Raw genomic sequence first — 11,355 nt, forward strand, 5'->3', positions numbered from 1 at the left:
TTTTTGGCCCAACCCCGGGAAAGTGTGGTAGCCCTTCGGGCAGGCCATACGGGGAGGACGGAAAAGCCCAAAAGCGGGGGCGCTGCGCGCCCCAAAAGCAGGCGCTGCGCGCCCCGGAAGTGTGCGGGGTCAGGTCAGGGCTTTGGAGATGGTGATCAGCAAGCGGACCGACTCCACCAGGTGGGGTGGAGGCGGGTCGATGCGGTCCACCAGTTCTTCCAGCCACGTCGTCTCGTCGTCCAAAGTCAGACACCTCCCTCCCGGTCCAGCAGGTTGCGCAGCGTCCCCAGGCACCGGCCCCTGGTCGGGCCGATGCTGCCCCTCGGCATGGACAGGGCTTCGGCCACCGCCTTGTACTCCGCTCGGCCCGCCAGCACCGTCAGGCGCAGGATTTCCTGGCAGCGCCTCGGCAGTTCCGAGAACGCTCGCCACAGGCGGCGGTCGCGGTCGTCTCTCAGGGCTTCCGTTTCCGGGAGCCACCGGGTGTCGGCCACGTCCAGGGCGGAGTCGGAGGACAGGGCCGGGCGGCCGTTGAGTTCTCGCCACGCGCGTTGCGACTCGCGTCTCGTGGTGACGATCAGCCAGCCCGCCAGGGCCCTGGGCTGGGCGATGCGGTCGAGGTGGCGCAGGAGGCTCAGCCAGACCGTCTGGACCACGTCCTCCGCCGTGGGCTGGTCCAGGCCGTTGCCCCTGGCCACGTGCCAGACCAGCGGGGTCAGCTCGGTGATCAGGGTGTCCAGCGCGCCTCGGTCGCCGTTGCGCGCCGCGGTGAGGAGGGTGGCGTGGCGTTCGGGGGTGGACTGCCTGGGCGTGGCCTGGGCCATGATCGCCGCCACGCCCAGGTCGTCCTCGGCCGGGTCGTCGGGGATGGACTCGGACAGCTCCGCGCGCAGGTCGGCCAGGCGCGGGTCCAGGTCGGCGGTCCGGTCGGGGTCGTCCTCGGTCATTCGGTCCCCTTTCCGCGCCTCGGGCCGCGGGCCCTGCGCTCGACGTTGCCGACCACCGCGCTGACCCGGGCGCGCGCCTCCGACACGTACCGCCGCACCGAGTCCCTCCGGCATCCCAGCACGTCGGCGATCTCCTCGTCGGCGAAGTCCCAGAACCTCAGGACCAGGGCCGTGCGCAGCTGGTCGGGCAGGCGGGCGATCGCGGCGAGGGTGGCGTTGAGCTCGTGCCACGTCTCGGCCTCGCGGTGCCGCTGGACCAGCAGGCGGGACCGGGCGATCACCTCGTCGGTCACCTCGCTGGGCCGTTCCAGCCGGCGGGACTGGTCGACCAGCAGGTTGCGGGTGGTCTTGACCAGCCACGACCGCCGCGCGGGCGGGCTGATCGACGGCCAGTGGCGCCAGGCGCTGACGAAGGCCTCCTGCACGGCGGACTCGTGGTCCAGGTGCGGGGACATGACCGCGGCGAACCGGAACAGCCTGGTGCGCTCGCGGTGGTAGAAGTCGCTGAAGGAAGCCGCGTGGTCATCGGAGTCGCCCGGTGTCACGAACCCTCCCTCTGGTCAGCGCCCGGTAACCAGATGACGGACGCCGGGGCGGGTTGTGGATGCCCCGGGTTCAGCCGAACCGGCGCGCCGCCGCCCGCAGCACCCGGACCCACCACGACCAGCGCGCCCGGCGGAACTCGACGCCGGCCTGTGCGCTGAGGTCGTCCAGCAGGTCTTCGAGCAGAGCGTCGTGCAGCCAGCGGACCGCCAGGGGCCAACCCAGGCGCATCCACCCGGTCAGGTGACCGCGGATCACGTGCCGCACCCCGCCCGGCACGACCTCGAACGCGTGGGTGCCCACGAGGCCGATCCTCGGGTCGAACGTGAACTCGACCCGCCGGCCCGGCTCGTAGGCGGTGCAGCGGTAGCGGACGAAGCCGTGGCCGCCGTCCGCGCCGACGCCCAGCGGGCGGTCCAGCACCAGGGGCGGCCAGTCCCGCGCCGGCCACGCCGCCACCGCCCGCTCCACCCAGTCGCCCCTCGGCGGCAGCATCCGGACGTGCACGTTCTCGACCACCACAACCTCCGTACGGTCCCGTATGGAACAGGACCGTACGGTAGCGTACGGCGGTGTGAAGAAGCGCCGGACCAAGGACGACTGGACCGCGGTGGCCCTCCAGGCGCTCGCCGAGGGCGGGGTGGCGGCGGTGGCGGTGGAACCGCTGGCCGCGCGGATCGGGGCGACCAAGGGCAGCGCGTACTGGCACTTCCCGAACCGGGAGGCGCTGCTCAAGGCCACCCTGGAACGCTGGGAGGCCGAGCACACCGAGGCCGTGATCGCGCTGGTCGAGGCGCGCGACACCCCGCTGGACAAGCTGCGCACGCTGTTCGCCTACGTGCTGGAGGACCCGGAGTCCAGCACGATCGAACTGGCCATGCTCGCCGCCAAGGACGACCCGGCCGTGGCGCCCGTGCTGGCCCGGGTCACCGAGCGCCGGATCGCCTACCTGGAGGAGCTGTTCGCCGCCCTGGGCTTCCCCGCCGACACCGCGCACCACCGGGCCGTCCTCGCCTACTCGATCTACCTGGGCCAGGCCCAGCTGCTGATCGCCACCCCGCACGTGGTCACCGGCGGCCGGGTGCTGCTGGAGGACACCATCGCGGCGGTGACCGGCCGTGGCTGAGGCGTTCCGGTTCGCCGTCCGGGTCAAGCCGGGCGCGAAGCGCGCCGCCGTGGGCGGCCGGTGGGACGACCGGGCGCTGGTGGTGGCCGTCGCCGCGCCGGCCGTCGAGGGCAAGGCCAACGACGCGGTCCGGCGCGCCCTGGCCGCCGCGTTCGGCGTCCGCCGCCAGGACGTCCACCTCGTGCACGGCGAGCGCGGCCGGGACAAGGTCGTGGAACTCGACCCCGCCCCGGCCGACGCCCGGGACGTCTTGGACCGCCTGCTAGCCGGCTAGCGTCCAGAGCGCCGAGGCGACCGCGTCGGCGTTGCGGTCCAGGGCCGTGGCGTTGACGTTGGCCGTCGTGTCGCACGAGCGGTGGTAGCAGCGGTCGTAGGCGACGCCCGCCTGGCCGCCCCACTTCTGCGCCTGCGCCGAGGTCTTGATGCCCTCCGCGCCGGTGAACGTGCCGCCCACCGGGATGCCCGCCCGCGCGAACGCCGCGTGGTCGGACCGGCCGCCCACCGAGGTCAGCTCCGACTGCACGCCGATCGAGCTGAAGTACTGCTGCAACACCTGCTGCACCCGCAGCGACCCGGACGGCTGCCCGGACGCGCTGTAGACGAAGTACCCCGGGTTGGGCGAGCCGGTCATGTCGAAGTTCAGGTAGGTCTTGATCCGCGAACGGTCCGTTGTGGACAGGGAGTTCACGTAGTGGGTGGACCCGACCAGGCCCAGCTCCTCGGCGCCCCACCAGGCGAACCGCAGGTGCCGGCGCGGCTGGAACCCGCTGTTCTTCACCGCCAGCGCGACCTCCAGGATCGACGCCGAGCCGGTGCCGTTGTCGTTGATCCCCGGACCGGCCGACACGCTGTCGAGGTGCCCGCCGAGCATCAGCACGTCGTTGGTGTCGCCGCCGGGCCAGTCGGCGATCAGGTTGTAGCCGGTCGCGCCGTTGCGGCTGAACGACTGGACCCGGGTGGTGAAGCCGGCGGCGTCCAACTTGGACTTCACCCAGTTCACCGAGGCCAGGTAGCCCGGACGGCCGTGCGCCCGGTTGCCGCCGTTGGCCGAGGCGATGGACTGCAGTTGGTTGAGGTCGGCCTGCACGGCGGACACCGGGATGTCCGGGGCCGCCGCGAGGCGGACGGGCTGGGCGTCCGCGAGACCGGATCCGACGAGCGCGCCGGCGGTGACCAGCGCGGTGAGGAGTGCTTTCACGGTTTCTCCCGCAGGGATGGGGGTGTGAACCGGGGCGGCGGACCCGCACATCAACATGCACGCACCCGCATGGTTCGCGATACCTGCGTTCGGCTGGTGACGCTGCGCGCCCGCCCGATTAGTCCAGATCGGTGTCGCCGGGGGAGAATGCCCCCACCGGGTGAACAACAGGAGGTCGAGTGGGTGGTGTGACGGCCTTCCTCGGCATCGGCGCCGCGGTCCTGCTGCTCTCGGTCATCGCGGTGCGGGTGTCGATCCGGCTCGGTCTGCCCTCGCTCCTGCTCTACCTGGGCATCGGCGTGCTGCTGGGCGAAGCGGTGCTCGGCATCCAGTTCGAGGACGCCGACCTGACCCGCTCGCTGGGCACGGCGGCGCTCGTGCTGATCCTCACCGAGGGCGGCCTGACCACCCGCTGGACCGCGGTGAAACCCGCGCTGGGCCTGGGGATCGCACTGTCCACAGTGTCCGTCGGCGTCAGCATCGGGATCACCGGCCTGGCGCTGCACGAACTGCTGGGCCTGGACTGGCGCACGGCCCTGCTCTGGGGCGCGGTGCTGAGCTCGACCGACGCGGCGGCGGTGTTCAGCGTGCTGCGCGGCGTCGGCGTGGGGAAGCGGCTGACCGGCGCGCTGGAGCTGGAGTCGGGCATCAACGACGCCCCGGTCTACATCGCGGTCGTCCTGCTCGCCTCGCCCGACCCGATCACCTGGACCGCCCCGCTGCTCATGGGCTACGAGCTGGTGGCGGGCGCGGCCATCGGCGTCGCGCTGGGCCGGCTGGGCGCGGAGGGCCTGCGCCGGGCGGCGCTGCCCGCGACCGGCCTGTACCCGCTGGCCACGGTCGCGGTGTGCCTGCTCGCCTACACCGCGGGCGACCTCGCGCACGCGTCCGGGTTCCTCGCCGTCTACACCGCCGCGCTGGTGCTGGGCAACGCCCGCCTGCCGCACCGCGCGGACACCCTGTCCTTCGCCGAGGGCCTGGGCTGGATCGCCCAGATCGGGCTGTTCGTGCTGCTCGGCCTGTACGCCTCGCCCGGCCGGCTGCTGGAGGCGCTGGTCCCCGCGCTGGTGGCGGGCGGGGTGCTGGTGCTGCTGGCCCGGCCGCTGTCGGTGCTGTGCGCGGCGCTGCCGTTCCGGGTGCCGTGGCGCGAGCAGGTGTTCATCTCGTGGTCGGGGCTGCGCGGCGCGGTGCCGATCGTGTTCGCGCTGATCCCGCTGATCCAGAACGTGCCGGGCGCGCAGGACCTGGTGGACGCGGTGTTCGTGCTGGTCGTCCTGCTGACGGTGGTGCAGGGCAGCACGCTGCCGCGGCTCGCGCGGTGGTTGGGGCTGGAGAAGTCCGGGGAGGCGCGGGAGGTCCAGGTGGACTCGTCCGCGCTGGACGAGCTGGGCGCGGAGCTGCTCCAGGTGCGCATCCAACGCGGCTCCAAGCTGCACGGCGTGTACCTGAGCGAGCTGCGGCTGCCGCCGGGCGCGGTGGTGAGCCTGGTGGTTCGGGGTGACGAAGGGTTCACGCCGCAGCCCACGACCCGGCTCCAGGAGTTCGACCAGCTCCTCGTCGTCTGCACCGACAGCGCCCGCACCGCCACCGAGCAGCGCATCCGCGCCGTGGACCGGGCCGGCCGGTACGCGCGGTGGAAGGGCGACACCGGTCTCCCATGATGTGAACGCGACTCGACTCGGGGTCGGCGGTGGGTTAACGTCGGGTCCAAGGTCATGAGTGCCAGCGCGAAGCTCGGGCTAGCTGGCCGGCAACCCTCCTACCGCGGTGGGGTGCCCCCGATGAGGACCTGGCCTGGCGCGGAGGGCGTCGGGCAAGCGCGGGCCTCCTCTCCCGGTAGCGGAGTCCGCCTGGACCCCGTCGGAGGGTGTCGTGACCGTCGCAGTCCCCGGATCGATCGCCGCTCTGCCCCGCGTCGTCGGCGCGTCGCTGCGCGTGCCGCTGGTGACCGGTGAGCGCGTGGAGTACGCCAACCTCGACCACGCGGCCAGCGCGCCCTGCCTGGAGCAGGTGCGCGACGCGGTGGACGAGCTGCTGCCCTGGTACGCCAGCGTGCACCGCGGAGCGGGCTTCGCCTCCCAGGTGTCCACGAAGGTCTACGAGCAGGCGCGGGACTCCGTGCGCCGGTTCCTGGGCGCCCGCACCGGCGACACCGTCGTGTTCACCCGCAACACCACCGACGCGCTGAACCTGCTGGCCCGCAGCCTGCCGCGGAAGACGGCCGTGGTCCTGTTCGACACCGAGCACCACGCGGCCCTGCTGCCGTGGCGCGGGCCGCACGTGCGGCGGTTGCGGACGCCGGGCGGCGCGGGCGAGGCCGTGCTGCAGCTGGACCGCGCGTTGCGCGCGGCCCCGGTCGGGCCGCGGCTGGTCGTGGTGACCGGCGCGTCCAACGTGACCGGCGAGGTGTGGCCGGTGGCCGAGCTGGCGGCCGTCGCCCGGCGGCACGGCGCCCGCATCGCCCTGGACGCCGCCCAGCTCGCCCCGCACCGCCCGGTGGACCTCAAGGCGCTCGACGTGGACTACGCGGTGCTGTCCGGGCACAAGCTCTACGCGCCCTTCGGCGCGGGCGTCCTGGTCGGGCGCGCGGACTGGTTGCAGGCGGCCGAGCCGTACCTGGTCGGCGGCGGCGCGACGGCCCGGGTCAGCGACCACGGCGACCGGCTGGGCGTGGCCTGGTCGGCGGTGCCCGAGCGGCACGAGGCCGGGTCGCCCAACGTGGTCGGCGTGCACGCCCTGGCGGTGGCCTGCGACGTGCTGGGCCGGCACTGGGAGCAGACCGTGGCGCACGAGCGGGAGCTGCTCGCCCGGCTGCGGGCGGGTCTGGCGACCGTGCCGGGGACCTGCGAGCTGGCGCTGTTCGGGCCCGAGCACGACCGGGTCGGCGTGGTCAGCTTCGTGGTGCGCGGGCAGGACGCCGGTTTCCTGGCCGCCGCGCTGTCCGCCGAGCACGGGATCGGCGTGCGGGACGGGGCGTTCTGCGCGCACGTCGCCGTGCACCGGCTGGCCGGGGGGCAGCGGGCGCTGCGCGCGTCGCTGGGCCTGGGCACGACCGTCGAGCACGTGGACCGGCTGGTGGCGGCCCTGCGGTCGCTGGTGGTCGAGGGACCGCGCTGGGAGTACGAGGTCGTGGACGGCCGCTGGGCCCCGGCCGACGACCGGCGTCCGCTCCCGCCGTTCCTGCGCTGAGGCCATGCTGGACAATGGCCCGGTGAGCACCGAGTCCAACGCCGAGCCCGCCGAGCCCGCGGAGGCAGCGCCGGTCGAGAAGCCGCTGCCCCCGAAGCGGGTGTGGTTGCTGGCCGCCATCGCCCCCGTCGTCTTCGCGCTGGACCTGGTGACCAAGGTCATCGCGGTGCGGGAGCTGGAGGGGCAACCGCCGGTCGAGCTGTTCGGCGGGCTGGTCTACCTGTCCTTCCTGCGCAACTCCGGCGCGGCGTTCGGCATGGCCGAGGGCTACACGGTGATCCTCGCGCTGATCGCGTGCGGCGTGGTCGGGTTCATCCTGTGGATCGCGCGCAAGCTGCGGTCCGTCGGTTGGGCGATCGGCCTGGGCCTGGTGCTGGGCGGCGCGGTGGGCAACCTCGCCGACCGGATCTTCCGCGGCCCGGGGCCGCTGCGCGGGCACGTCGTGGACTTCGTCTCCGTGGTCGAGCCCTACGGCACGTTCTTCCCGGTGTTCAACGTCGCCGACTCCGCCATCTGCGTCGGCGGGGCCGTGATCGTGCTGATGGCGATCCTGCAACGCGACTACGACGGGACCCGCGTGGAGAAGAAGTCGGCCGCGTCGCCGGAGAAGAAGGCATGAGCGGCTACCGCACGCTGCCCGTCCCCGACGGGCTGGACGGGATGCGCGTCGACGCGGGTCTGGCCAAGCTGCTGGGCCTGTCCCGGACCGCCGTCGCGGCGCTGACCGAGTCCGGGGACGTCGTGCTGGACGGGCGTCCGGCGGGCAAGTCCGACCGGCTGGTCGCGGGCGCGTGGCTGGAGGTCACCCTGCCCGAGCCGGAGCGGCCGGTGCAGGTGCAGGCCGTGCCCGTGGAGGGCTTGATCGTCCTGCACGAGGACGACGACGTGATCGTGGTGGACAAGCCGGTGGGCGTGGCCGTGCACCCCAGCCCCGGCTGGACCGGCCCGACCGTGGTCGGCGGCCTGGCGGCGGCGGGTGTGCGCATCGCCACGTCCGGCGCGGCCGAGCGGCAGGGCGTGGTGCACCGGCTCGACGTCGGCACCACCGGCGTGATGGTCGTCGCCAAGAGCGAGCACGCGTACTCGGTGCTCAAGGCGGCGTTCAAGGAGCGGACCGTCGAGAAGCTCTACCACGCGCTGGTGCAGGGCCACCCGGACCCGATCCGGGGCACCATCGACGCGCCGATCGACCGGCACCCCAAGCACGACTACAAGTTCGCCGTGATGGCCAACGGCAAGCCCAGCATCACCCACTACGAGGTGGTGGAGGCGTTCCGGGCGGCGTCGCTGCTGGACGTGCACCTGGAGACCGGGCGCACGCACCAGATCCGCGTGCACTTCTCGGCGCTGCGCCACCCGTGCGTCGGCGACCTGACCTACGGCGCGGACCCGGTGCTGGCCAAGCGGCTGGGCGTGACCCGGCAGTGGCTGCACGCCCGGACGCTCGGGTTCCACCACCCGGCGGACGGCCAGTGGGTCGAGTTCACCAGCGAGTACCCGGCGGACCTCGCCGGAGCGCTGGAGGTCCTGCGCGCGGAGGGCTGACCTCCCCCGATCACCGCCTCCCCGACCAGGTCGCGTTCGCGTAACGTTCTGATCAACGGCACGTCGACCAGGGGGAGGTACGTGTGGTGTCCACGCACTACGGCGATGCGGATCTCACGCCGCCGCGGGGTTTCCCGCGGCAGGAGGACCCGGACGGGTTCACCGTGGCGCCGGCGGTGATCGGCGGCGACCTGCCGGGAGCCCCACCGGCTCCCGCACCGCCCCCGACCGCCGGCCACGGGCCGCACGCCCGACCACCCGGCCCCGACGCCCACGGCCTCGACGCCCACGGCCCCGACGCCTACGGCCGGGAGGTCCACGGCCGCGGGGTCCGCGGTCGGGAGCAGGCCGAGGAGGCCCCCAAACGGTCGTTCTTCGGCAAGTTGCTTCGCCGGAACGGGTGACCGCGCGCATCTCGACGGCGCGTGGTCCCTCCACTCCCGCGTAGCTCCGAGTGGAACCGGGGGGATCCATGAGGACGAGGCTCGTTCTGCTGTTGGGCGCGTTGTGCCTGCTCGGCCCGTTGTCCATCGACACCCACCTGCCGGCGTTCCCCGCCATCGCGGAGGAGTTCGGCGCGGGGCAGTCGGAGGTCCAGTGGTCGCTCGCGACGTTCATCATCGGCATGTCGATCGGCCAGTTGGTCGTGGGCACCCTGTCCGACTCGTGGGGTCGCCGCCGGCCGCTGCTGTTCGGTGTGGCGCTCTACGCGGTGGTGTCGCTGGTGTGCGCGGCGGCCCCGTCGGCGGGCGCGCTGGCGGCGTTGCGGCTGGTCCAGGGGTTCAGCGTGGCGTCGGGGTTCGTGGTGGCGCTGGCGATCGCGCGGGACCGGTTCGAAGGTCTGGCGATGGCGCGGTTCATGTCGCTGCTCATGCTGACCAACGGGTTGGGGCCGGTGCTGGCCCCGGTGCTGGGCGGTCAGCTGCTGCGGCTGATGACGTGGCGCGGGACGTTCGTGGTGCTGGCGCTGGTCGCGGTGGTGCTGTTCGCGGTGCTGGCCTGGGCGCTGCCCGAGACGCTGCCGCGGGAGAAGCGGCGGCCGACCCAGTGGCGGCCGACCGTGCGGGTGTTCGGGGTCCTGCTGGCCGACCGGGTGTTCCTCGGGTACGCCCTGGCCTCGGCGTTGGCGCTGGGTGCGCTGTTCGGGTACGTGGCCGGGGCGTCGTTCGTGCTCCAGGGCGTGTTCGGGTTGTCGCCGCAGGGGTTCAGCCTGGTGTTCGCGGCCAACGCGGTGGCGATCTTCGTGGCGGGGCTGCTGAACACGGCGTTGACCGGGCGGGTGGTGCCGAAGGCGCTGCTGCGGCTGGGGTTGGCGATGGGCGCGGTCGGCGGGCTGGGGCTCGTGGCGACCGGCCTGTTCGGCGGTGGGCTGGTGGCGTTCCTGGTGCCGTTGTTCGTGGTGACGACCAGCGTGGGGGTGCTGACGCCGAACGCGGCGACGCTGGCCATGGCCCGGCACGCGGAGGCGGCGGGCAGCGCGTCGGCGGTGCTGGGCGTGACGCGGTTCGTGGTGGCGGGGCTGATGGCCCCGCTGGTGGGGGTGAGCGGGTCCGCGAGCACCGGGCCGATGATCGCCGTGATGGCGGGCTCCACCACGTTGGCGCTGGTCGTCGGGGTGGTGCTGACCAGGGGTGACGCGGGCATCACCCGGGAGGCGGCGGTCGCCTAGTCCTCGACCACCCAGACCAGGGTGTTCAGGTCGGTCTCCGGGCGGGAGCTCCAGCGGATCGACGTGACGCGGGTGTTCTCCGGGAGGATGTAGACGGTGTGGCCGCCGGCGGTCTCGCCGGGCTGGACGCCGATCTTGTGCGGCGGGCGGGAGGAGAGGGAGACCGGGGCCTTGCCGACCGTCTCGCCGGTGTTGGTCATCAGGACCAGGTACATGTCCGGCAGCGCGTTGAACGGCACGGTGCCGATGTTGTTCAACTCGGTGTGCACGACGACCGCGCGCTCGCCGTCGGCGAGCTTGTAGCCGGCCGCGGTGAACAGGAAGTCCGCGGGGTCCACGACCTCCACCAGTTGGATCGTGAAGCGCGCGCCTTCCAGGCCCTCGGTTTCGAGGGTGCTGCCGATCTTGCCGGTGCGGGACCGGGGCGCGGGGGCTTGCTCGCCGCGGGCCCAGCCGGACGTGCCGGGCACACCCCAGGTGTTCTGGGGTTCCGGCACGGGCACGGGTCCCGAGTGCACGGGCACCGGGCCGGACTGGGCGGGGAACGGGCCGCTGGGCGGGCCCTGGCGGTAGGGGCCGGAGACCGTGCCGGGCTGCTGCGGGTAGGGGCCGCTGGGGGTGCCGCGGGTCGCGCCGGCGGGGCCGTTGTAGTTGCCCCAGGCGACGCTGTTGGCCAGGGCCTTGCGGATGCCGTTGGGGTCGCACTCGACACCGACGAGCAGGGGCAGGCCGCTGCCGGACAGGGTGATCAGCCTGGTCGCGGCTTCCCGGGGGTCCATCCCCAGCCGGGCCGCGATCTCGTGCACGGCGGCACGCCCCATCTCGGCGAGCATGGCCAGGAGACGGGCGTCGACGGGATCCGGCGCTACCACACGGGGAACGCTACCCGTCCGACAAGATCCGCGCCCCATCGCCCCGCCGCCGATCACCGGATCGTCCCAGGGATCGGAGGCGCTCGGGGCGGGCGGAGTCGGCCGGGCCGAGCCGGACGGGAGCCGGGTTGGGGTCGGGCGGGAGCCGGGTGTGGGCCGCGCCGGGTGCGGACCGCGCCGGGCGGGGCTGCCCGCCGCCCGGGCCGAGCCCGCCGCCCGGCGCACTCGCCACTCACCGCCCCGCCCCACCGCCGCTTCGGCCCCAG

Annotated in this window: 13 protein-coding genes and 1 riboswitch; of the genes, 8 read left to right on the forward strand and 5 right to left on the reverse strand. The window is 73.6% G+C overall.

Annotation, left to right across the window (positions count from 1 at the left end; genetic code table 11):
• Positions 1-245 precede the first annotated feature (245 nt).
• The 3 genes from AB0A74_RS41170 to AB0A74_RS41180 all read right to left on the reverse strand — a co-directional run bounded on the left by AB0A74_RS41170 (position 246) and on the right by AB0A74_RS41180 (position 2,009).
• Complete coding sequence (locus AB0A74_RS41170; protein WP_358258471.1) at positions 246-824, reverse strand: sigma-70 family RNA polymerase sigma factor; 579 nt, start codon at positions 822-824, stop codon at positions 246-248.
• Between the two features lie 119 nt (positions 825-943).
• Positions 944-1,492, reverse strand: coding sequence for a sigma-70 family RNA polymerase sigma factor (locus AB0A74_RS41175; protein ID WP_358258451.1), 549 nt, complete (start codon positions 1,490-1,492; stop codon positions 944-946).
• 70 nt (positions 1,493-1,562) lie between these two features.
• Positions 1,563-2,009, reverse strand: a complete 447-nt coding sequence (locus tag AB0A74_RS41180; RefSeq protein ID WP_358258453.1) for an SRPBCC family protein — start codon at positions 2,007-2,009, stop codon at positions 1,563-1,565.
• Positions 2,010-2,064: 55 nt separating this feature from the next.
• Between AB0A74_RS41180 and AB0A74_RS41185 the strand changes: the two genes are divergently transcribed.
• Complete coding sequence (locus tag AB0A74_RS41185; protein WP_358258455.1) at positions 2,065-2,616, forward strand: TetR/AcrR family transcriptional regulator; 552 nt, start codon at positions 2,065-2,067, stop codon at positions 2,614-2,616.
• Positions 2,609-2,890, forward strand: a complete 282-nt coding sequence (locus AB0A74_RS41190) for a DUF167 domain-containing protein (protein WP_343934487.1) — start codon at positions 2,609-2,611, stop codon at positions 2,888-2,890. Before AB0A74_RS41185 ends, AB0A74_RS41190 begins: the two co-directional genes overlap by 8 nt.
• Here AB0A74_RS41190 and AB0A74_RS41195 read toward each other — a convergent pair.
• Entirely contained in the window at positions 2,879-3,814 is a 936-nt protein-coding gene (locus AB0A74_RS41195) for a M28 family metallopeptidase (protein WP_358258456.1), read from the reverse strand. The genes AB0A74_RS41190 and AB0A74_RS41195 overlap by 12 nt on opposite strands.
• A gap of 179 nt (positions 3,815-3,993) precedes the next feature.
• Between AB0A74_RS41195 and AB0A74_RS41200 the strand changes: the two genes are divergently transcribed.
• The 6 genes from AB0A74_RS41200 (at position 3,994) to AB0A74_RS41225 (ending at position 10,217) form a co-directional block, all read left to right on the forward strand.
• A complete protein-coding gene (locus AB0A74_RS41200; protein WP_358258458.1) occupies positions 3,994-5,475 on the forward strand; it encodes a potassium/proton antiporter in 1,482 nt (493 codons plus the stop codon).
• Between the two features lie 50 nt (positions 5,476-5,525).
• Positions 5,526-5,640: riboswitch (SAM riboswitch) on the forward strand.
• Positions 5,641-5,686: 46 nt separating this feature from the next.
• Complete coding sequence (locus AB0A74_RS41205) at positions 5,687-7,003, forward strand: aminotransferase class V-fold PLP-dependent enzyme (protein WP_358258460.1); 1,317 nt, start codon at positions 5,687-5,689, stop codon at positions 7,001-7,003.
• 4 nt (positions 7,004-7,007) lie between these two features.
• Positions 7,008-7,622: a signal peptidase II gene (gene lspA, locus AB0A74_RS41210; protein ID WP_358258462.1), complete on the forward strand. Its 615-nt coding sequence runs from the start codon at positions 7,008-7,010 to the stop codon at positions 7,620-7,622.
• Positions 7,619-8,548, forward strand: coding sequence for an RluA family pseudouridine synthase (locus AB0A74_RS41215; RefSeq protein ID WP_358258464.1), 930 nt, complete (start codon positions 7,619-7,621; stop codon positions 8,546-8,548). The genes lspA and AB0A74_RS41215 overlap by 4 nt, the downstream gene beginning before the upstream one ends.
• An 86-nt stretch (positions 8,549-8,634) precedes the next feature.
• On the forward strand, positions 8,635-8,952 hold the full coding sequence (locus tag AB0A74_RS41220; RefSeq protein WP_358258466.1) for a hypothetical protein: 318 nt from the start codon (positions 8,635-8,637) through the stop codon (positions 8,950-8,952).
• 68 nt (positions 8,953-9,020) lie between these two features.
• On the forward strand, positions 9,021-10,217 hold the full coding sequence (locus AB0A74_RS41225; protein WP_358258467.1) for a multidrug effflux MFS transporter: 1,197 nt from the start codon (positions 9,021-9,023) through the stop codon (positions 10,215-10,217).
• On the opposite strand, the gene AB0A74_RS41230 is transcribed toward AB0A74_RS41225, so the two are convergent.
• The gene (locus AB0A74_RS41230; RefSeq protein WP_358258469.1) at positions 10,214-11,089 is read right to left on the reverse strand and encodes an AsnC family protein; all 876 of its coding nucleotides are present in this window, start codon (positions 11,087-11,089) and stop codon (positions 10,214-10,216) included. The genes AB0A74_RS41225 and AB0A74_RS41230 overlap by 4 nt on opposite strands.
• Positions 11,090-11,355: the final 266 nt, after the last annotated feature.

It is taken from the genome of Saccharothrix sp. NPDC042600 (assembly GCF_040647305.1).
In the GTDB taxonomy this organism is placed as follows: Bacteria; Actinomycetota; Actinomycetes; order Mycobacteriales; family Pseudonocardiaceae; genus Actinosynnema; species Actinosynnema mutabilis.